Source organism: Pseudarthrobacter sp. NKDBFgelt, from assembly GCF_046097905.1.
Taxonomy (GTDB): domain Bacteria; phylum Actinomycetota; class Actinomycetes; order Actinomycetales; family Micrococcaceae; genus Arthrobacter; species Arthrobacter polychromogenes.
In genome coordinates, this window is record NZ_JBJURL010000051.1 from 1 (window position 1) to 20,797 (window position 20,797).

Here is a 20,797-nt window from a genome sequence, read left to right on the forward strand (position 1 = left end):
TTCCCCGGCTGCAACAACAACTCCCTGGATAACGAGGCAGACCACCTCCTCGCCTGGCAGCACGGCGGAACCACCGGAATCAGCAACCTCGGACAACCCTGCCCAAAACACCACAAACTCCGGCACACCACCGGCTGGACACCAACACCCGCCACCAAAAACCAACCACCCGGCTGGACCTCACCCACCGGCCGGCACTACAAAAGCGAACACCAGGACTGGGAACCACCCCACAGGCCGGAAACTGTCATGTTGGCCCTCCCGGCGGGGCTGAACCCGGGGGAACACCACGACGGGCAAGTCCGCGGCTTGCTGCCCCACCCGCCGATGCCCGCCGCCCAGGACTTCCCTGCCGCAGACCTCCTGCACCCGGAACCTCCACCGGAGGAACCTGAAGATGACAACCTCATAGACCTGGACGACCTACCAGCGGACGACCCCCTCTGGGATGACTTCTACGCCCTGCCGCCCGTCCTGCCCCAGGACCCCATAAGTAACTGGGACCCCGTAACTGACTGGGACGCAGTAACGGACTGGGACCCGGCACTGACTTAGCTGCCACCTCCTGTCCGCCGTCGTGCTGACAAAAGTGCCTGAGGTTGCCGCGAAGGCTTAGCCCAGCCCGACTGCCTTGCCGAACAGGCTGAAGCCCACGAAGGCCACGATGTCGAGCAGCGCGTGGGCTATGACAAGCGGCATCACACGCCGCGTGCGGGTGTACAGCCACGCGAAGACGATGCCCATCACCACGTTGCCGATGAAGGGGCCGAAGCCCTGATACAGGTGGTAGGTGCCGCGAAGCAGCGAGCTTGCCATGATTGAAAGCGGAATGCTCCAGCCGAACTTTCCGAAGCGGTTCATCAGGTAACCCACCACGATGACCTCCTCCACCACGGCATGGCGCATCGCGGAGAGGATCAGCACCGGCACCGTCCACCAGTACGCGTCCAGTGCGCTGGGAATGATGGCCGTCGTAATCCCCAGGGCCCGGCCTGCAGCGTACAGGCCCAGGGAAGGAACGCCGATCAGGGCTGCCAGACCCAGACCCTGGAGCAGATCCCGGCCGGGGCGGGCGAAGTTAAAGCCCAGCTTTTGGAAGGCTGAACCCGGGTTGCTGCCATGGCCGGACGAGGCCTGCCGCTGGTCGGTGAGGAAGTAGAGCACCAGCAGCACCGGAACCAGCGCGAACAGAATGTCCAGCAGCTGGTACGTCAGGTCGAAATATTCGCGGGTGCTCTGCGAGCGGTTAAGTGTGGAGGTACCTTCCGCCAGCGGTGCACGAGTCATCTTGTCCAGGAGCTGCACCACGGAGTACACAGCAGACTGGCCCAGGGACAGACCCAGGACAATCCACACTTCAAACCGCAGGCGACGGCGGGAGGGAACCAGCATGCTCCCATCTTGCCTTCAGTTTCTGGATCCGCGCTGATTGTTCTTCCAGCGTCACGCCGCTACCGGCCGGACTACCTCCAATGGATCCGCCGGGCCAGTGCCGCCAAGCCGGTGCAGCCAGCCAGTGCCTCTCACCCCCTAGCGACGAGCCAGCGCCGCCCAACCAGCGCCGCTTAGCCGGCGGCGACGATCACTTCTGTGCCGTTGGCTTCAAAGGCGGCCTTGTCCTTCGCCGAGATCCCGGAATCCGTGATCAGCCGGGTGAAGTTGTATCCGTCCATGGTGGCAAAAGCGCGCACTCCGACCTTGGATGAGTCCGCCAGGACGTAGGAAACCCGTGCCCTGCTGGCGAGGAGGGCATTGACGGAGGCCTCACCCTCACCCGTATTGGTTGGCCCCACTTCGGGATCAATGCCGTTCACGCCGATGAAGGCGATGTCCAGCACCACCTTCTGCATGATGATGTCCGTGTAGGGACCCACCAGCTCGTAGGAGCGTGGATTGAGGATCCCGCCCGTGACCATGACTTTGATGCTGGGCCGGACCGCCAGCTGCGAAGCGATGTTGATCGCGTTCGTGACCACTGTCAGGGTGGGCTGGTTGGACGGCGCGTTGAGGTCTTCGCGCGTGGCCAGGATCTGTGCCAGCGCGGTGCTGGTGGTCCCGCCGCACAATCCGATCACCGCACCGGGCGCTATCAGCGCAGAGGCAGCCTGGGCAATCTGCTCCTTGGCCTCAGCGTGGTCATCGCGGTTGTACCGGCCGGGAAGATCGTAGGCAAGGGCTCCGGTGGTGGCGCCGCCGCGGGTCCTGGTGAGCAGTCGGCGTTTGGCCAGGCTGTCCAGATCGCGCCGGGCGGTGGCTGGGGAAACGTTCAAGGTGCTGACGATCTCCTCGACCTCCACCTGGCCGGTCCGTGCAAGGAGGTCCAGGATTGCCGTCAGTCTGTCAGTGCGGGTCATGCTGGGCCTCCAGGTACTCAAGCCACCACCTCAGATGACGTTTTCTGATCATAACAGACCTAAAACGATCATCTAACGTCATATGAAGCCGGAAACTACCGCGCCTGCTTTCCTGCCCGCCACACAGCGTATGTCAAGGGCATCCCCGGCCGGTAGGCGAGGTGGGTGGCGGACGGCGCACTAAGGACATGCAAATCGGCCCGGTGGCCGACCGCGATGGACCCCACCGCCCGTTCGCCGTCGGCGTCGTTCCCTGTGTCCTTGTGCAACGCGAGGGCTCCCCCGTACGTGGCTGCCCGGACTGCTTCATGGACGCTGAGGCGCATCTGCAGCACCGCCGTGGCAACACAAAACGCCATGGAGCTCGTGTAGGACGTTCCCGGGTTGCAGTTGGACGCGAGCGCCACCTGGACGCCGGCATCCAAGAGCGCCCGGGCAGGGGCCAGCGGCTGCCGGGTGGAAAGGTCGCAGGCCGGCAGGCAGGTCGCAACCGTGCCGCGTCTGCCGGTACCTGAGCTGGCGTCCCAGCCGGTCCAGGTCCCAACCAGGGCATCAAGATCCCCGGCGGCGAGGTAATTAACGTGGTCCACGCTGGCGGCATCGAGCTCCACCGCGAGCTGCACGCCCGGCCCTTCACCAAGCTGGTTTCCGTGGACGCGGAGCCCCAGGCCGGCGTGGCGGCAGGCCAGCAGGACCCGCCGGGACTGTTCGGCAGTGAAGGCTCCTTCCTCACAGAAGACGTCTGCCCACTGCACAAAGGGACGGACAGCCGCCAGCATGGGACCGCAAACCAGTTCGGTGTATTCCTCCGGGTCCTGCCCCACGGGAACCAGGTGCGCCCCCAGGAAAGTGACCTGGTCCGCCACGGTGGAGGCAATCCGTGCGCTCCGGGTTTCGTGTTCAACGTCCAGGCCGTAGCCGGTTTTCGTCTCAAGGTAGGTGGTTCCCTGCGAGACGGCTTCGTCAACACGGCCAAGCGCCAGGCGGGTAAGGTCAAAATCCGATGTGGCACGGGTCGCGTTCATGGTGACCGCGATGCCTCCGGCCGCGTAGGACTCCCCCGCCATCCGCGCCTCGAACTCGGCGGTCCGGTCCCCTGCGAACAGCAGGTGGGTATGGGAGTCCACCCAGCCGGGCAGCACGGCGCGGCCGCCCAGGTCCACGGCGTCATCGGCAGCCGGAGCATCGGCAGCAGCGCCGATCCATGAAATCCGCTCGCCCTCCACCACCACCGCCGCGTCCTTCAGGACCCGGTGTTCCAGGTCCTGCGTCATCAACTCGGCGATATTGGTAATCAGGGTGCTCATACAGCCATTCTTCAGCGCCGCACGGACCAGCGGGTGGCCGCCAGCGCCTGCGCTGTCCGGGATTCCGGACCCGCTGTCCCGCTCGCGGCGGCAGCACCGGCCTGGCCCGCCAAAATCTGGGCTGCCGCGAGCTCAGCCATGGCCGAGGACGTCTGGAACCCGTAGCCGCCCTGCCCGGCGAGCCAATAGAAGCCCGGGGCCTCCGCGTCGAACCCCGCGACCGGAACGCCGTCGGCCGCTTCAGTCCGCAGCCCCGTCCATGCCCTGCGGACTTCCGTGATCCCGAGCGTGGTTTCCCGGTTCAACCTGTCCACCAGCCGCTCAATATCACCGGGCCGCGGCCGGGCATCCTCCGGTCCGCTGGGCTCCGACTCGGAGGGCGAAATGAGCACGTCGTCCCCGTCCCGCCGGAAATAGAACGAATTGTCCGCTGCCGCTACCATGGGGCTGTGTTCAGGCAGGGGATGGTCGACGGCGGCAATCGCCGCCGTCCGGCGGTACGGCTGGAGTCCCAGCTTTTCCACGCCGCTGATCACGGCAAGTTCGTCCGCCCAGGCTCCGGCAGCGTTGACCACGACACCCGCCTGGAAACCCTCTGTGCCGGCTCCCACCTGCCATCCGGAACCCAGCCGCTGCGCGGTGTGCACCTTCGCGCCGGTAACGATGTCCACCCCGGCAGTCTCAGCGCGCTGCCTGTGGTCTGCCAGCAGCAGCGGCGCGTTGCAGCCGAAGGACCCTTCATCCAGTCCCGCGGCCCGGAAGGTACCGGGGACCAGCGCCGGGCAAAGCTCCAGCGCCTCAGCGGGGGTAATGGACCGCATGAGTCCGCTGGCTTCCGCGGCCACGTCTTCCTCTGCACCGATCAGCATGAAGCTGCGGGGCGTCAGGATGGGCTCGGACAGCTCAGCATCGCGAGCGGCAAGCAGCTCAAGCGTCCGGACGGTCAGTTCCTGGACCACGGGCGGGCCGTAGCTCGGAATGAACTGGCGGGCCGAGCGGGATGACGTGTGGTACGCCAGTTCCTGTTCCGCTTCCACCAATGCCACGCTGCATTTGCCCGCCAGCGCGGACGCCAGGGACAGTCCGGCAATGCCGCCGCCGACAATCAGGACATCATAATGAGCTGCCATCTCCCTATCCTCGCAGACTTGACTCCCGGCGCTACCCTTCCTGGCCTGCTACCTCGGCGCGGCTGGCGAGGAAGGCACGCACGCACGCTTCGACGTCGTCCGCCGAGTGCGCAGCCGATAGCTGCACCCGGATCCGCGCGGCACCCCGCGGAACCACCGGGAAGCTGAAGGCCGTGACAAAGACGCCGTGCTGCAGCATCCTGTCGGCCACCTTTGCGGCCAGCACGGCGTCGCCGAACATCACCGGCACAATAGCGTGTTCCCCGGGCAGGAGATCGAAGCCTTCCTCCGTCATCCGGCGCCGGAACAGGACGGCGTTCTCGAAGAGCGTGCGCCGCAGGTCCGCCGAGTTCTCCACCAGGTCCAGGGCCTTGATGGTGGCCGCAACAATGGCCGGAGCGACCGAGTTGGAGAACAGGTAGGGGCGGGCCTTCTGGCGGAGCATGGCCACCACCTCGGCCCGGCCGGACACGTAGCCGCCGGACGCTCCGCCCAGCGCCTTCCCGAACGTTCCGGTGTAGATGTCCACCCGGTGCGACACACCGGCGTGTTCGGGCGTGCCCGCACCCGTCGCACCCATGAAGCCGACGGCGTGGGAGTCGTCCACCATGACCAGTGCGTCGTGCTTCTCAGCGAGGTCGCAGATGGCCTCCAGCGGCGCAAGGTACCCGTCCATGGAGAAGACGCCATCGGTGACCACGATCCTGCGGCGGGCGTCCTTCGCCTCCACAAGCTTCGCCTCGAGGTCCGCCATGTCCTGGTTGGCGTACCGGTACCGCTGCGCCTTGCAGAGCCGGATCCCGTCGATGATCGAGGCATGGTTCAGGGCATCGGAAATGATGGCATCCTCCGGCCCGAAGAGCGATTCGAAGACCCCGCCGTTGGCGTCAAAGCAGCTGGAGAACAGGATGGTGTCCTCGGTGCCCAGAAAGCGGGAAACCCTGGATTCGAGTTCCAGGTGCAGGTCCTGGGTGCCGCAGATGAACCGCACGCTGGCCATGCCGAAGCCTCGCTCGTCCATGGCCGCCTTGGCCGCGTGGATGATGTCCGGGTGGTCCGCCAGGCCAAGGTAGTTGTTGGCGCAGAAGTTCAGCACGTCCGCGCCCGGCTGCCCCAGCTGTCCGGCCGTGATGTGGCTGGACTGCGGGGAACTGATGCTGCGTTCGGTCTTGAAAAGGCCCGCGCTGCGAATATCGTCCAGCTCCGTGCGCAGCTGGTCCTTGATCGAGGTGTACATGGCGTTCCTTAGAGTTGGGTCCAGTCGAGGACAACTTTGCCACCTGCGCCGCTGCGGGCAAGGTCGAAGCCCTTCTCCCACCGGCCGGCAGGGATCGTGTCCGTGACGACGGCGGAAATTCCCGCATGCAGCACGGGGTTGGACGAGAGCATGGCGCTCATGGCATACCAGGTTTCATACATTTCGCGGCCGTAGATGCCCTTGAGCGTGAGCATGTGGGTGACCACCTTGCCCCAGTCGATGATGATGTCCTGGCTGGGCAGGCCGAGCATGGCGATCCGGCCGCCGTGGTTCATGTTGTCGATCATCTCCGGCAGCGCACCGGGATGGCCGGACATTTCCATGCCGATGTCGAAGCCCTCACGCATGCCGAGGTCGCGCTGGGCATCCCGCACGCGGGTGGTGGAAACATCGATCGCGAGGTCTGCCCCCAGCTGGCGGGCGAGGTCGAGGCGTGGCCGCGAGACATCGGTGATGGCAATCTTGCGGGCCCCGGCGTGCCGGGCAACGGCGATGGCCATCAGCCCGATGGGTCCGGCGCCGGTGATCAGCACATCCTCCCCAACCAGCGGGAAGCTGAGGGCGGTGTGCACGGCATTGCCGAAGGGGTCGAAGATGGCACCGAGTTCGGGCGTGACCGAGGGATCGTGGTGGACCCAGACGTTGGTTTCCGGGATCACCACGTACTCTGCAAACGCACCGTCACGCTGCACGCCCACGCTGACGGTGTGGATGCACATCTGCCGCCTGCCGGCGCGGCAGTTCCGGCAGATCCCACACACTACATGGCCCTCTCCGGACACCCTGTCCCCCACTTTGACGTCGCGGACGTCCTCGCCGGTTTCCACAACCTCGCCGTAGAACTCGTGGCCCGGGATGAGGGGGGCTTCAATGATCCCCTGCGCCCAGGAATCCCAGGAGTGGATGTGGAGGTCGGTGCCGCAGATGCCGGTGGTCATCACCCGGATCTTCACATCGGCAGGGCCAGGCACCGGCTCGGGGCGGTCCACCAGTTCGAAGCCGGCCTGGGGTCCGGCCTTGTACAAAGCCTTCATCGGCTTCCTCACTCTTTGTCTGTCGTGGCAGGTCCTGCCTTCCTCATTACAACGAGGAAAAAGCTTTAGCACAACAGCAAAATACTCAATCGACGGTGTAGCTATTCCTAACGCATAGACTGCTGGGATGGAGATTCACCAGCTTGAAATCCTGCGCGAACTCGGCGCCCTCGGAAGCGTCAAGGCAGTGGCGGACACCCTCATGGTCACCCCCTCCGCCGTCTCCCAGCAGCTGGCCCTGCTGCAACGGAAGGTCGAGGTCCCGCTCACCCGCAAGGAGGGCCGCAACCTGGTGCTCACCGAGGCAGGCCAGGTGCTGGCCGACGCCGGGGCCGCCGTCGTCAGCGCCATGGCAGACGCCAAAGATGCCATCGGGAACTACCACGGTTCTGCTGCCGGCAGGGTAAGCCTGTGCGGATTCCACAGCGCGGGCCAGGCGGTCTTCGCCCCGCTCGCCCGCATACTCGCCGCCCCTGGACAGCCGCGGATAGAACTCTCGGACGAGGACGTGGCCCAGCAGGACTTCCCCGCCCTCACCGCGCGCTATGACCTGGTGCTCGCCCACCGGATGGACCACAGCCCGCGTTGGCCTGCCGAACGGGTGACGGTGATCCCGCTTGCCCACGAGCCCCTGGATGTGGCTTTGCCCGCCAGGCACCCCCTGGCGGCCAAAGGGGCGGTCACAGCGGACGACGTCGGCGGCGAGGCCTGGGTGACCAGCCACGCCGGCTACTCCCCCGCGGACGTGCTGTCCGCCGTCGCCGCCGTTTCCAGCCGCGAGCCGAACATCGTCCACCGGATCAACGATTACTCCACAGTGGCCGCCCTGGTTGCCACGGGCGGCGTGGTGGGCTTGCTCCCCAGGTACACCGCGGGGCCGGTACTGAATCCGGACATCGTGCTGCGCCCGCTCGAGGGAATCAGCACCCGGCGCCGGATCGACCTGCTGGCCAGGCCTGAAAACCTGAAGCGGCGGTCCGTGACCATTGTCTGTGAGGCGCTGCAGGGCATCATGGCGGAGCTGGTGGAACAGGGCTGACCCAACTGGGTAGCAGTTGATGTCGTTATGAGGGCTGAAAACGACATCTGCTGCTACCTACTTGGGTCCCCTGCCCTGTCCGTGGCCGCGGCCCAGTCCGAGCCCAGGGCCGTCGCCGGCACCTTCAACAATCCTCTCCGCGGTCACGGCGTCGCCGTCCTTGACTCCGGAGATCCGGACCTCGTCGCCTGCGGCGATGTCCGCGATGGTTCCGTCGGCCCGCTTGGGCCGCTTGCCGCCGTCGTCCTTGGCCTCAGAACCATCCGCCGGCGGAGACGCCACCTGCGTAATCCTCGTGCTGGCGTCGATGGTGTAGGCCTGCGAGTAGCCGTCCTCGCTTCGAACGGTGATGGAGGTGTCACTGACGGACTCCACGGCGCCGCGCTGGGTCACCTCGGTCTGGAAAGTCCCGTCAGCCTTCTTGGCCACGCTCTCGCCATGCAGGTGCTGCGGGCGCTGTGCCTTGTCTGGCTTGTTGTGTCCGGGCGCTTTGTCCCGGCCGGAGGCACTGTCCTGTCCAGGGGCATGGCCCGACTTTCCCGGCGGCGAGGACGACGGCGGTGCGGGCGGCGGAGTCTCATTCGAGGCCCACGCGAACGCCACCCCGGTCCCGGTCAGGACGAGTGCCACCGCTCCACCGAGCGCAGCCTTGCGGAATCCCAGCGGTTTCCTTACCGACATACCCATACCTCCCACAGCAACGGCAGGGCATTCCCCGTGAGCGGAGCCCTGGTGGTTCAGTGTAGGACGGGGCTGTACTGCCGCACACGAGTAGCCTGGGGGACGTCGGAAGTGAGTACTACTTAAACAAAACCGGGTAGCAGCAGATGTCGTTATGAGCGCTCAAAACGACATTTACTGCTACCCAGTTGGGGGGAGGGCTACGCGGTGACGCCCAGCTTCTCCAGGATCAGCTCCCGGACGCGGGCGGCGTCGGCCTGGCCGCGGGTGGCCTTCATGACTCCGCCCACGATGGCGCCGACGGCCTGGACCTTGCCGCCGCGGATCTTGTCCGCGACGCCGGGCTGGGCAGCCAGCGCGGCATCGATGGCTTCGAGCAGGGGCCCGTCGTCGGAGACCACGGCCAGGCCGCGCTTCTCCACGATCTCAGCGGGGGTGCCTTCACCGGCCAGGACGCCGTCCAGGACCTCCGTGGCCATCTTGTTGTTGATCTTTCCCTCGTCCACCATGCGTGCGAGCTCCACGATGGTGGCGGGCTGGACGCCGAGCTGGCCGGGATCGACGTCGGCGTTCTTCGCACGCCCCACGATCTCGCCCATCCACCACTTGCGGGCAACGGAGGCCGAGGCCCCGGCAGCAATGGTCTCCTCGATCTCGTCCATGACGCCGGCGTTCACCACATCGCGGAACTCGAGGTCCGAGTAGCCCCAGTCAGCCTGCAGGCGCTTCCGGCGGGCGGCCGGCGGCTCGGGCAGGGTGGCACGCAGCTCCTCAACCCATTCACGCGACGCCACCACGGGAACCAGGTCCGGCTCCGGGAAGTAGCGGTAGTCGTCGGCGTCTGACTTGGGCCGGCCCGACGTGGTAGTGCGGGTGTCCTCATGCCAGTGGCGGGTTTCCTGGACCACCGGGTTGCCGGCGTCCAGGACGGCGGCGTGGCGCTGGATCTCATAGCGGACGGCGTGTTCAACGGCGCGCAGCGAGTTCACGTTCTTGGTTTCGGACCGGATGCCGAACCTTTCGCGGCCGTGCGGGCGCAGCGAGACGTTGGCGTCGCAGCGCACGTTGCCGCGTTCCATCTTGGCGTCCGAAACACCCAGGTTCTTCACGATCTCCCGGACCGCAGCAACATAGGCCTTGGCCAGTTCGGGTGCCCGGGAGCCTGCCCCCTCGATGGGCTTGGTGACGATTTCCACCAGCGGAACGCCGGCGCGGTTGTAGTCCACCAGGGAGAAGTCGGCGCCGTGGATGCGGCCGGTGGCGCCGCCCATGTGGGTCAGCTTTCCGGCGTCCTCCTCCATGTGGGCGCGCTCGATCTCCACCCGGAACACCGTGCCGTCGGAGAGCTCGATGTCCAGGTACCCGTCGTATGCGATGGGTTCGTCGTACTGGGAGGTCTGGAAGTTCTTGGGAGTGTCCGGGTAGAAGTAGTTCTTCCGGGCAAACCGGCAGCTCTCGGCGATCTTGCAGTTGAGCGCCAGGCCGATCTTGATGGAGGACTCCACTGCGGTTTTGTTCACCACGGGCAGGACGCCGGGCATGCCGAGGTCCACCTCGTTGACGTTGGTGTTGGGCTCGTCGCCGAAGACGTTGGGCGCCGAGGAGAACATCTTGGTCTTGGTGTTGAGCTCCACGTGGACCTCGAACCCCAGGACGGGATCGTACTTCTCCATGGCTTCTTCGAAGCTCAGGATTGCCTCTGTGTTCATTACTTTTCCTCCTGGCTTCCAACAAGGGTTTCGACGGGCCCGGCGGCGGCAAGCTCGGGCGCCTGCGCCAGCATCGGTCCGCCCCACTTCGCCTCAAGCAGCGACTCCAGCACGGCGCCTACCCGGTAGAGGCGGGCGTCCTCGCGGGCCGGTGCCAGCAGCTGGATGCCCACGGGGAGGCCGTCTTCGTCCGCCAGGCCGCCCGGCAGGGACAGGCCCGGCACACCTGCCAGGTTGGCCGGAATGGTGGCGACGTCGTTGAGGTACATGGCCAGCGGATCGTCCAGCTTTTCGCCGAGGCGGAAGGCTGTGGTGGGGGCGGTGGGCGAAATCAGCACGTCCGCCACGGTGAAGGCGGCATCGAAGTCGCGCTGCACCAGGGTGCGGACCTTCTGGGCCGAGCCGTAGTAGGCGTCGTAGTAGCCCGCGCTCAGCGCGTAGGTGCCCAGGATGATGCGGCGCTTCACTTCGTCACCGAAGCCGGCGGCGCGGGTAGCACCCATGACGCGTTCGATGGTCATGGGACCCTCTTCGGGGAGGACGCGCAGGCCGTACCGGACGCCGTCGAACTTGGCGAGGTTGGAGGAGGCCTCGGAGGGCATGATCAGGTAGTAGGCACCCAAGGCGTACTGGAAGTTGGGGCAGGAGACCTCAACGATTTCCGCGCCGGCTTCCTTCAGGAGCTCCAGGGAGTCATGGAAGCGGTTTTCGACGCCGGCCTGGTAGCCCTCGCCGTGCAGCTCCTTGATGATGCCGATCCGCATGCCTTCAACATTGCCGGTTTTTGCTGCGGCCACGAGGCCGGCAAGCGGGTCCGGGAGCGAGGTGGAGTCGCGGGGATCGTGTCCGCCGATGACCTCGTGCAGCAGCGCGGAGTCCAGCACGGTCCGGGACACGGGGCCGATCTGGTCCAGCGAGGACGCCATGGCGATGGCACCGTACCGGGACACGCTGCCGTACGTGGGCTTGACACCCACGGTGCCGGTGACGGCGCCGGGCTGGCGGATGGACCCGCCGGTGTCCGTACCCAGGGCGAGGGGCGCCTCGAAAGCGGCGACGGCGGCCGCGGAGCCGCCGCCGGATCCGCCGGGAATGCGGTCCAGGTCCCACGGGTTGCGGGTGGGTCCGTAGGCCGAGTGTTCGGTGGAGGAGCCCATGGCGAACTCGTCAAGGTTGGTCTTGCCCAGGATGGGCATCTTCGCGGCGCGCAGGCGCTCCACCACGGTTGCGTCGTACGGGCTGTGCCAGCCCTCGAGGATTTTGGAGCCCGCGGTGGTGGGCTGGCCGATGGTGACGATGAGGTCCTTGACGGCGATGGGGACGCCGGCCAGGACATGCAGCGCCTCGGCTTCGGCACCGCCGGCGGCGCGGATGGCGTCCACCTCGGCGGCGACGGCGAGCGCCTCCTCAGCATTGACGTGCAGGAACGCGTTGACTCCGCGTTCCCCGCCGTCAACGGCAGCGATCCGGTCCAGGTACGCCTGGGTGACCTCGACGGAGGTGACCTCGCCGGCGGCCAGCTTTTCCGCCAGCGCCGCGGCTGAGAGGCGGATGAGTGTGTTGGTGTCAGTCATGGGTTATGCCTCATCCAGGATTGCCGGGACCTTGAAACGGTTATCGTCGGAATCCGGCGCACCGGAGAGCGCCTGTTCCGCGGTGAAGGTGTGGCCCACAACGTCTTCGCGGAACACGTTGCTCAGCGGAATGGGGTGTGAGGTGGCCGGGACGTCATCCCCGGCGGCCTGACTGACGGATTTGACCGAATCGACGATGACGGCGAGTTCTCCGGCCATCCTGTCCAGTTCTTGGTCACTCATCTCAATGTGAGCGAGCCGCGCGAGATGCGCGACGTCGTCACGGTTGATCGCAGCCATGGATCTCCCCTGCAAAGTTCGAATTGATTTCCGATCCATTCTAGTGGGGAAACAATGATGCCCGTCTGACATCCCCCAGCGGGCGTCAGACGGGCACCTTGATGCCGGGTTCCGCCAACGTGTGGCGGCAGCACGGCAGCTATAGACTAACCGATTCCTATGGCTCCGGTCAGCATGCCAATTCCCAGCATGACCAGGGACACCACGGCGCTGCGCCACAGGACCTTCTTGTGGTGGTCGCCCAGGTCAACCTTGGCCAGCGAAACCAGCAGCAGGATGGCCGGAACGAGCGGGCTCTGCATGTGGAACGGCTGGCCTGTGATGGAGGCGCGGGCCATCTCGGCGGCGCTGATTCCGTAGTGGCCGGCCGTCTCGCTCAGGACGGGCAGCACGCCGAAGTAGAAGGCGTCGTTGCTCATGAAGAACGTCATGGGGATGCTCAGGACGCCGGTGATGACGGCCATGAGCGGGCCCATGCTGGAGGGGATGATCTGGACCAGCCACGCGGACATCGCTTCCACCATGCCTGTGCCGGTAAGGACGCCGGTCAGGACTGCGGCGGCCATGACCATGCTGACGACGGCGACAACAGACGGTGCGTGGGCCACGATCTGCGCGGCCTGGTCCTTGACGTTGGGGAAGTTGACCAGCAGGGCGATGGCGGAGCCCACCATGAAGACGTACGGCAGCGGCACGAGGTCCGCGATCAGCATGCCCATGACGGCGACCGTAAGGCCCAGGTTGAACCACTGCAGCTTGGGACGCAGGGTACTGCGGTTGGGGTCCAGTGCGGTGTCCGCCATGGCGCTGTCGTGTTCGTCCACCAGGTCCTCGGTGCGTTCCAGGACGGCAACGGAGGAACTTCCGACGGCGGGGGCTGCTCCGCCGGGGTTGGTCACCTTGCGTCCGCGGCCGGCGCCTGAATCACTGGCACCACCGGAAGGGTGTGCGCCGCCGTCGAACGCCTCGGCAGTGAAGGGCTCTGCCGTAGACGGCGTTCCCCAGATTTCCGGCTGGGTGGCCCGGAGGCGGTTGCGCTCCTGCAAGCCGAGCAGCCAGGCGAAGGCGAAGACGACGACGATGCCGGCCAGGAGTGACGGGATCATCGGGACGAAGACGTCGTTGACGTCGATGTTCAGGGCGCTGGCGGCGCGGGCGGTGGGGCCGCCCCACGGCACGATGTTCATGGTGCCGTTGGCCAGGCCGGCCACGCAGGTGAGGACCACGGGGCTCATCTTCAGCCGGAGGTAGATGGGCAGCATGGCCGCGGTAGTAAGGATGAAGGTGGTGGAGCCGTCACCGTCGAGGGATACGGCGGCTGCGAGGACGGCGGTTCCCAGGACCACCTTGGCGGGGTCGTTGCCGAGCTTGCGGAGGATGAACCGGACCAGCGGATCGAACAGCCCGACGTCGATCATCAGGCCGAAGTAGATGATGGCGAACATCAGCAGGGCCGCCGTTGAGGTCATGGATTTCATGGACTCCATGACCATGTCGCCTATGCCCAGGCCGGCACCGGCGAAGAGGCCAAAAACAGTGGGGACGATGATCAACGCCAGCACTGGCGTCAACTTCTTCGTCATGATCAGCACCATGAATACCGCGATCATTGCGAATCCAAGTAATACCAGCACGGCCGGCTCCTTACTATGTGAACAGCGGCACAGCGGTGTGACGCGTGCTACAGACTGTAGGGTGGCGGCCGTCACGGCCGTGCCTTTGGCTCAATTGATTGGCATACTGCTTATTGGGAGCATTTTGCTCATTGTGCTCACGGCTGCTGGTGTCCACGGCTGCCCGCCCTAATCAAGGAGGATCATGCAGCGTTCCGTGCCCCGCCGGCCGTTGCGGTTCTCCACCCAGACCCTCCTGCTCCAGTTGTCCGTGGTGCTGCTGGTTGTCCTGTTCAGCGCAGCCGTGCACGCCTGGCTCACCTACGACAGGGTTGGCAGCGAGGCGGAGAACCAGGCCCTGACGCTGGCGCGGACGGTGGCTTCGGACGCCTCAGTGCGGGCGGACGTGCTGGCGATCAGCCAGCAGCCCGGCACTCCCCCGCCCGCCGAGCTCGCGGCGGGCCACCTGATGGAAGCGGCCGAAGCGGCCCGGGTCCGCACGGGCGCCCTGTTCGTGGTGATCACGGACGAGACCGGCCTGCGCCTGGCCCACCCGGACCCGGAGCGCCTGGGTGAAAAGGTCAGCACCGACCCGTCCGAGGCCCTCGCCGGCCGGGAGGTCACCACCCGGAACACGGGAACGCTGGGGCCCTCCGCCGGGGCGAAGGTTCCCGTCTACGCGCCGGACAGCACCACCGTGGTGGGCGAGGTGAGCGTGGGCTACTCCATGGAAACGGTGGGCCAGAGCGTGGCGCGGGATATTGGCCCCGTCGCCCTCACCGCAGCCGGGGCGCTGCTGGCGGGCGTGCTGGGTTCGTTCCTGCTGCGCCGCCGCCTGCAGCGGCTCACCCTGGGGCTTGAACCCGAGGAGATCAGCACGCTGGTCCACGACCAGGTGGCGGTCCTCCAGGGCGTGGACGACGGCGTGGTCGGCGTCTCCGCCGACGGGCGGATCACAGTGTTCAACGCGGCCGCCCAACGGCTGCTGGAACTGCCGGACCTGGCCGGCAGCCGCTGGGAGGACGCTCCGGTGCCATACCAGCTGAAGTCCCTCACCCGTGCCGGCTCCAACAGCCCCGGCGCGGTTGAGCTGGTGGCCGGCGGGCGCGTGCTGGTGGCCAACGCCCGCAAGGCCCTGCACAGGCGGGAGGACCTTGGCTGGGTGCTGATGCTCCGCGACCGCACGGAACTCCAGCAGCTCACCCGGCAGCTGGATGCCGTGGGGACCATGTCCACGGCGCTGCGGGCCCAGCGCCACGAGTTCGCCAACCAGCTCCACACCATTGCCGGGTTCATGAGCATCGGCCAGCACCAGCAGGCCCGGGAGTACCTGGCCCGGCTGGCAGCCACCGGGCCACTGAAATTCCCGGTGGACCAGGCCGAGCTGCTCCAGGACCCGTACCTGCAGGCCTTCGTGGGCGCAAAGGGCGTGGAGGCGGACGAGCGTGGCGTGGCGCTGCGGATCGGCCCGGAGACCCTGGTCCGCGGGCAGGTGGCGGAGGCCCAGGACGTCACCACCGTGCTCGGCAACCTGATCGACAACGCGGTCAACGCCGCGGTGGCAGGCTCCGCCACGGACCGCTGGGTGGAACTGGAGGTGCTGGACGAGCCGGATGACGACGGCGGCACGCTGCACATCGTCGTCGCCGACTCGGGTGACGGGCTGGTGGAGGGAACGGACCCGGAAGCGATCTTCGCGGAAGGCTTCAGCACGGCGTCCGGACCGCTTGCCCGGAACGGCAGCGGCGGCCAGGGGTTTGGGCTGGCCCTGGCGCGCCAGCTGGCCCGGCGGCGCGGCGGGGACGTCAAAGTCCTGGAGCCGGGCAGTCCGGGCGGACCAGGCGCAGTATTCATGGCCACCCTGCCGGGGACCACTTCAGGGACGGCGGGCAGGACAAGCACAGGGACAGCCGGAAAGGATACCCATGCCTGAAGATTTTCGGGTGCTGATCGTGGACGACGACTTCCACGTGGCGAAGCTCCACGCCGCCTACGTGGATTCCGTGGCGGGATTCATGGCGCTGGCACCGGTGGGCACCGCGTCGCTGGCGCTGCAGTCCATCCACAGCCTCAGGCCGGACCTGGTGCTGCTGGACGTCTACCTGCCGGACGCGTCCGGGCTGGACCTGCTCCAGCAGCTGGACGTGGACACCATCATGCTGACAGCAGCCTCCGATGCCATTTCCGTCCGGGTGGCCTTCCGCCGCGGCGCGCTGGGCTACCTCCTGAAGCCTTTTACGTCGGAAGCCCTCTCCCAGCAGCTGCGCTCGTACGCCCGGTACCGCCGCCTGCTGGCGCAGCCCGGGGCACTGGACCAGGAGGCGGTGGAGCGCGCCAAGCGCGCCCTGATCCCCGGCGACGTCACGCCGTCGTCAAAACCCCGCTCGGCCACCGAGGCGGCAGTGCTGGAATCCCTGGTACCCGGCGAGCAGTACTCGGCCGCCGAAGTGGCCGGGCGGGTGGGGGTTTCCCGCGCCACCGCGCAGCGGTACCTGTCCTCCCTGGCTGACGATGGCGCCGTGGACATCCAGCTGCGGTACGGAACGACGGGGAGGCCGGAGCACCGCTACGGTCTCCCCGCCACTCCCTAGAAGGCCCAGGGCAGATCTGCTAGTTTGCGCCCTTCTGTGCCACGAGCTCGATCTCCACGAGCATCTTGGGGTCCAGGAACGGCAGGACGTGCACCAGTGACAGGGTGGGGCGGATGTCGCCGAAGACCTCGCCGTGGGCCCGGCCTGCGTCTTCCCACCTGCTGATGTCCGTGAGGTAGAGCTTGGACTGGACGACGTCCTCGAAACCGAAGCCGGCGTCAGCGAGGACTTTGCCGAGTTTCTGCAGGATGTACTGGGTTTGAGCGTAGAAATCGTCCCCGACGATTCCGTCCTCGCCGCTGGCCGCGGTGGCGGAGATGTAGAGGGTGTTGTCCACCTGGACTGCCCGTGAGTAGCCGAGGGCCTGTTCCCAGACGGAGCCGGTGCCGAAGGTTTTGCGCATGGTGGGCCTTTCACTACTGGATGGGGTTCGGCACCACTGTAGGGCTGCTACACGTCGAGGCGGTAAACCAGCAGTTTTATGTCAGTTCCGGGGACCAGCCAGTCACGTTCGGGCGCCCGGCGGAAGCCCGTCTTGCGGTAGAGGCCGTGGGCGCTTTCCCAGGTTTGTCCGGTGGTGAGGGCAACAGCCTTGATGCCGTCCAGCTGCCTGGCATACTCCAGGATGGCGTCCACCATGGCCCTGCCTGCGCCGCTGCGCTGGACTGCCGGGTCCACCACCAGCATGCGGAACTCGAGCTCGTCCTCAAGGGCGATGTCCGCGTACGGCTCCCCTGCCCGGGCCAGTGTCACCGAACCAACCACGTTGCCGTCCCGTTCGGCCACCCAGATGGTGGCGTGCCCGGCCCGCAGCGCAACGTCCTGGACTTTGCGCATGTAGGGGTGGTCGGCGTCCTCGAAGTAGCCCGCGGCGAGGTAGGAATCACGCGTAATGCGGGCAACGGCGTCGTAATCTGCCTCGACGGCGGGACGGACTGTTATCTGCGGCTGCACCCGTCAATGGTAGTGGTACTGGCCGGTAACACCTGGCAAACCGGTGCTTTTCGTGAGCGAACTATCAGAGCGGGAATTTGCCCGAAAGCTCCAGGCCGCCGGCGCAGGTCCAGGCCTCCAGGCGGTCGGCGTCCGTGGGCCCGCCCTCCAGCGGGCTGGCCAGGCGCGGCCGCCGGACCCAGCAGCCGGCCTCTTCGGCGATGAGCGCACCCGCCGAGAAATCGTGCTCGTTGAGGCCGCGCTCACCGTACGCATCGTGCGTCCCGTCGGCCACGAGGCACAGGTCCAAGGCGGCGGATCCCAGGCGCCGGACATCGGCGAAGCCGTCCATCAGTCCGGTCAGGAAAGCGGCCTGCTCAGCCCGGACCCCGGGATCGTAGCTGAACCCGGTGGCCAGGATCTGGCCCTTCCGGCCCGGGACGGGACCCTCCAGCCGGGTCACCCTCCCTGCTTCCTCCAGCCAGGAGCCCTGGCCGCGTGCGGCGTAGTAGACGCGGCCCAGCGCAGGGGCGTTGACGACGCCGGCCAGCCAGGCGCCGTCGGCATCGGCCACTGCCACGGAGGTGGCGTAGTAGACGATGTTGCGGATGAAGTTGGTGGTGCCGTCCAGCGGGTCGATGGACCAGCGGTAGCCGGTGGGTTCGGCCGGCCTGGTGGTGCCGTGTTCCTCGCCGGTGATGGCGTCCCCCGGGCGGGCCGCTGTGATGACGTCCCGGACGGCGTGCTCGGCCGCGACGTCGAACGCCGTGACCCAGTCGCCGGCGTCGCCCTTGTTGCTGGCCTGGAGGGCCTCTGCGTTGCGGCCGGCCAGCACCGCGGCTCCCGCTGCCGCTGCAGCCTTGGCCACCTCCAGCAGGTCTGTAGGACTCGTCATGCCGTTACCTCCGCGTCAGTGTGTTCTGCCGGGGCCGCAGACTCAGGCCCCTCTCCTTCAGCCCCGCCCTCCAGTTCAGCCCCGCCCTCCAATGCTGCCGGCCCGCCGGCCAGGAGCTGGCGGAAACCGTCCTCGTCCAGCACGGGGACACCCAGCTGCTCAGCCTTGTCCAGCTTGGTGCCGGCGCTTTCGCCGGCCACCAGGTAGCTGGTGTTCTTGGAGACGGAACCGGCCGCCTTCCCGCCCCGGACCAGGATGGCTTCCTTGGCCTCATCCCGGCTGAAGTTCGGCAGCGAGCCGGTGACCACCACCGTCAGTCCTTCCAGCGTGCGGGGCATGGAGTCGTCGCGTTCGTCCGCCATCCGGACCCCCGCGGCCGCCCAGCGGTCCACGATCTCCTGGTGCCAGTCCTCCGCGAACCATTCCTTCAGGGCCGCAGCGATGGTGGGGCCCACCCCGTCAACGTGCGCCAGGTCCTCCTCCGACGCCTGGCGGATGGCGTCCATGGTGCCGAAGGCGGTTGCCAGCGCACGGGATGCCCGCGGGCCCACGTGCCGGATGGACAGCGCAACCAGCACCCGCCAGAGCGGCTGGGCCTTGGCCTTCTCCAGTTCCTTGAAGAGTTTTTCCGTGGTGGCCGTGGGCTTGGACGGTGACTTGGCCGTGCCCTTGCTGTAGAAGTAGGGCACCAGCTCGTATTCGCCCGTCGGCACGCCCTTGGACCGCTTCTCCCGCCGGATGCGGACGCCGGCCAGGTCCTCGCGAGTGAGGTCGAACAGCGCGGCTTCGGAGGTGAGCGGCGGAACTTCCGGCTCGGCCGGCTGGGTCAGCGCAATGGCGGCCTCCCAGCCGAGGGCCTCGATGTCGAAGGCTCCCCGGCCGGCCAGGTGGAACACGCGCTCGCGCAGCTGGGACGGGCAGGACTTCGCATTAGGGCAGCGGATGTCCACGTCGCCCTCTTTGGCCGGAGCCAGCGGCGTGCCGCAGGAGGGGCATTCGGTGGGCATGACAAAATCCCGCACCGGCGGGTCCTGCTGGTCGCGGAGGGCAAGGACCGGGCCCACGATCTCGGGAATGACGTCGCCCGCCTTGCGCAGGACCACGATGTCGCCGATCTTCACGCCCTTGGCCTTGACCACGTCCTGGTTGTGCAGGGTGGCCATTTCCACCGTTGAGCCTGCAACCTTGACCGGTTCCATCATGCCGAAGGGCGTCACGCGGCCGGTGCGGCCCACGTTCACCAGGATGTCGAGCAGCTTGGTGTGCACTTCCTCGGGCGGATATTTGTAGGCCACTGCCCAGCGCGGGACCCTGGTGGTGTAGCCAAGTGCCCGCTGGGTGGCGAAGTCGTCCACCTTGATGACGATGCCGTCGATCTCATGCAGCAGCTTGTGGCGCTGGTCCCCGTAGCGCTTAATGAAGTCCAGGACTTCTCCGACGCTTTTGAGCACCTCTGAGTAGGGGCTGACAGGGAGGCCCCATTCCTTCAACAGGGCGTAGGTCCCGGACTGGCTGCGCGCCTGCAGACCTTCTCGGGCGCCGATGCCGTGGACGAACATCTTGAGCGGGCGCTTTGCTGTTTCGGCGGGGTCTTTCTGGCGGAGCGAGCCGGCTGCAGCGTTGCGGGGGTTGGCCAGGGGCGCCTTGCCGGCTTCAATCAGTGCTTCATTGAATTCGGCGAAAGCCTTCGACGGGATAAAGACTTCCCCGCGGATTTCCATCTCGGCCGGAAAGTCCCCGCCCTGGAGCTGCTGCGGGATCTCCTTGATGGTGAGGACGTTGTGCGTGATGTCCTCACCGGTGGTGCCGTCCCCCCGGGTGGCCGCGCGGACCAGCTTCCCGTCGCGGTACAGGAGGTTGACGGCCAGGCCGTCGATCTTGAGCTCCGTCAGCCAGGCCGCGGCAGGGGTGCCGTCGCCGAGCTTGCCGATGCCGGCCTCGGCCTTGGCGAGCCAGGCCTCCAGTTCCTCGAGGGAAAAAACATCCTCGAGGCTGTACATCCGCTGCAGGTGCTCCACGGCGGCGAACGCGGCGGAGACTTCCCCGCCCACCTCCTGGGTTGGCGAGTCGTTCGCCACCAGTTCGGGGTGGAGCGCCTCGATCTCCTCCAGGCGCCGGAAGAGGTCATCGAATTCGGCATCGGAAACCAGCGGCGCATCTTCCTGGTAATACGCGAACCGGTACTTCCTGACCAGGTCCACCAGGTTCTCGTATTCCTCACGGACGGATTCGGTGGGGACGGCCTCAGGTTCCTTTGGTGTCCCGCCTGTGGCTGTTCCGGCACCGGGGGTCCGGTGCGGAGACATCGAGGCGGTCTTTTCTGCGGGGCCAGGTCCTGTAGTCACAGACCTATCTTGCCTCACCGTCCGTCAGTGTGCC

The 20,797-nt window shown here is 66.8% G+C and carries 19 protein-coding genes; 4 read left to right on the top strand and 15 right to left on the bottom strand.

Features of this window, described 5'->3' with window-relative positions:
* On the top strand, positions 1 to 555 hold a 555-nt coding region (locus ACKAE7_RS13910), incomplete at its 5' end, for an HNH endonuclease signature motif containing protein (RefSeq protein WP_408979475.1).
* Positions 556 to 612: 57 nt separating this feature from the next.
* On the opposite strand, the gene ACKAE7_RS13915 is transcribed toward ACKAE7_RS13910, so the two are convergent.
* From ACKAE7_RS13915 to tdh, 6 genes are all read right to left on the bottom strand, one after another.
* Positions 613 to 1,392, bottom strand: coding sequence for a CPBP family intramembrane glutamic endopeptidase (locus ACKAE7_RS13915; RefSeq protein ID WP_188809295.1), 780 nt, complete (start codon positions 1,390 to 1,392; stop codon positions 613 to 615).
* Positions 1,393 to 1,565: 173 nt separating this feature from the next.
* On the bottom strand, positions 1,566 to 2,354 hold the full coding sequence (locus ACKAE7_RS13920; RefSeq protein ID WP_188809294.1) for a DeoR/GlpR family DNA-binding transcription regulator: 789 nt from the start codon (positions 2,352 to 2,354) through the stop codon (positions 1,566 to 1,568).
* 95 nt (positions 2,355 to 2,449) lie between these two features.
* Positions 2,450 to 3,661 carry an imidazolonepropionase gene (hutI, locus tag ACKAE7_RS13925; protein WP_408979476.1) on the bottom strand — a complete coding sequence of 404 codons (1,212 nt, stop codon included), beginning with the start codon at positions 3,659 to 3,661 and terminating at the stop codon, positions 2,450 to 2,452.
* Positions 3,662 to 3,672: 11 nt separating this feature from the next.
* A complete protein-coding gene (locus ACKAE7_RS13930; RefSeq protein ID WP_408979477.1) occupies positions 3,673 to 4,791 on the bottom strand; it encodes an NAD(P)/FAD-dependent oxidoreductase in 1,119 nt (372 codons plus the stop codon).
* A 31-nt stretch (positions 4,792 to 4,822) separates the two neighbouring features.
* Positions 4,823 to 6,028: a glycine C-acetyltransferase gene (locus ACKAE7_RS13935; protein WP_190610580.1), complete on the bottom strand. Its 1,206-nt coding sequence runs from the start codon at positions 6,026 to 6,028 to the stop codon at positions 4,823 to 4,825.
* An 8-nt stretch (positions 6,029 to 6,036) separates the two neighbouring features.
* On the bottom strand, positions 6,037 to 7,083 hold the full coding sequence (gene tdh, locus ACKAE7_RS13940) for an L-threonine 3-dehydrogenase (RefSeq protein WP_408979478.1): 1,047 nt from the start codon (positions 7,081 to 7,083) through the stop codon (positions 6,037 to 6,039).
* A 127-nt stretch (positions 7,084 to 7,210) separates the two neighbouring features.
* Between tdh and ACKAE7_RS13945 the strand changes: the two genes are divergently transcribed.
* Complete coding sequence (locus ACKAE7_RS13945) at positions 7,211 to 8,122, top strand: LysR family transcriptional regulator (protein WP_408979479.1); 912 nt, start codon at positions 7,211 to 7,213, stop codon at positions 8,120 to 8,122.
* Positions 8,123 to 8,179: 57 nt separating this feature from the next.
* On the opposite strand, the gene ACKAE7_RS13950 is transcribed toward ACKAE7_RS13945, so the two are convergent.
* The 5 genes from ACKAE7_RS13950 to ACKAE7_RS13970 all read right to left on the bottom strand — a co-directional run bounded on the left by ACKAE7_RS13950 (position 8,180) and on the right by ACKAE7_RS13970 (position 14,053).
* Positions 8,180 to 8,803: a DUF5666 domain-containing protein gene (locus ACKAE7_RS13950; RefSeq protein ID WP_408979480.1), complete on the bottom strand. Its 624-nt coding sequence runs from the start codon at positions 8,801 to 8,803 to the stop codon at positions 8,180 to 8,182.
* Between the two features lie 200 nt (positions 8,804 to 9,003).
* Positions 9,004 to 10,512 carry an Asp-tRNA(Asn)/Glu-tRNA(Gln) amidotransferase subunit GatB gene (gene gatB, locus ACKAE7_RS13955; protein WP_408979481.1) on the bottom strand — a complete coding sequence of 503 codons (1,509 nt, stop codon included), beginning with the start codon at positions 10,510 to 10,512 and terminating at the stop codon, positions 9,004 to 9,006.
* Positions 10,512 to 12,086 (bottom strand): Asp-tRNA(Asn)/Glu-tRNA(Gln) amidotransferase subunit GatA, encoded by a 1,575-nt coding sequence (gene gatA, locus ACKAE7_RS13960; RefSeq protein WP_408979482.1) that lies wholly within the window; start codon positions 12,084 to 12,086, stop codon positions 10,512 to 10,514. The genes gatB and gatA overlap by 1 nt, the downstream gene beginning before the upstream one ends.
* Before the next feature lie 3 nt (positions 12,087 to 12,089).
* A complete protein-coding gene (gatC, locus tag ACKAE7_RS13965; protein ID WP_059319419.1) occupies positions 12,090 to 12,386 on the bottom strand; it encodes an Asp-tRNA(Asn)/Glu-tRNA(Gln) amidotransferase subunit GatC in 297 nt (98 codons plus the stop codon).
* Between the two features lie 146 nt (positions 12,387 to 12,532).
* Positions 12,533 to 14,053: a CitMHS family transporter gene (locus ACKAE7_RS13970; RefSeq protein ID WP_344672591.1), complete on the bottom strand. Its 1,521-nt coding sequence runs from the start codon at positions 14,051 to 14,053 to the stop codon at positions 12,533 to 12,535.
* Between the two features lie 151 nt (positions 14,054 to 14,204).
* On the opposite strand from ACKAE7_RS13970, the gene ACKAE7_RS13975 reads away from it, so the two are divergent.
* Both ACKAE7_RS13975 and ACKAE7_RS13980 read left to right on the top strand, forming a co-directional pair.
* The gene (locus ACKAE7_RS13975) at positions 14,205 to 15,932 is read left to right on the top strand and encodes an ATP-binding protein (RefSeq protein WP_408979483.1); all 1,728 of its coding nucleotides are present in this window, start codon (positions 14,205 to 14,207) and stop codon (positions 15,930 to 15,932) included.
* Positions 15,925 to 16,590 carry a response regulator gene (locus tag ACKAE7_RS13980; RefSeq protein WP_188809284.1) on the top strand — a complete coding sequence of 222 codons (666 nt, stop codon included), beginning with the start codon at positions 15,925 to 15,927 and terminating at the stop codon, positions 16,588 to 16,590. The genes ACKAE7_RS13975 and ACKAE7_RS13980 overlap by 8 nt, the downstream gene beginning before the upstream one ends.
* 19 nt (positions 16,591 to 16,609) lie before the next feature.
* On the opposite strand, the gene ACKAE7_RS13985 is transcribed toward ACKAE7_RS13980, so the two are convergent.
* The 4 genes from ACKAE7_RS13985 to ligA form a co-directional block, all read right to left on the bottom strand.
* Positions 16,610 to 16,993 (bottom strand): RidA family protein, encoded by a 384-nt coding sequence (locus ACKAE7_RS13985; RefSeq protein ID WP_188809283.1) that lies wholly within the window; start codon positions 16,991 to 16,993, stop codon positions 16,610 to 16,612.
* Between the two features lie 47 nt (positions 16,994 to 17,040).
* Positions 17,041 to 17,544, bottom strand: a complete 504-nt coding sequence (locus tag ACKAE7_RS13990) for a GNAT family N-acetyltransferase (RefSeq protein WP_408979484.1) — start codon at positions 17,542 to 17,544, stop codon at positions 17,041 to 17,043.
* A gap of 64 nt (positions 17,545 to 17,608) precedes the next feature.
* Positions 17,609 to 18,418, bottom strand: coding sequence for an inositol monophosphatase family protein (locus ACKAE7_RS13995; RefSeq protein WP_408979485.1), 810 nt, complete (start codon positions 18,416 to 18,418; stop codon positions 17,609 to 17,611).
* Positions 18,415 to 20,724: an NAD-dependent DNA ligase LigA gene (gene ligA, locus ACKAE7_RS14000; RefSeq protein ID WP_408979491.1), complete on the bottom strand. Its 2,310-nt coding sequence runs from the start codon at positions 20,722 to 20,724 to the stop codon at positions 18,415 to 18,417. The genes ACKAE7_RS13995 and ligA overlap by 4 nt, the downstream gene beginning before the upstream one ends.
* Positions 20,725 to 20,797: the final 73 nt, after the last annotated feature.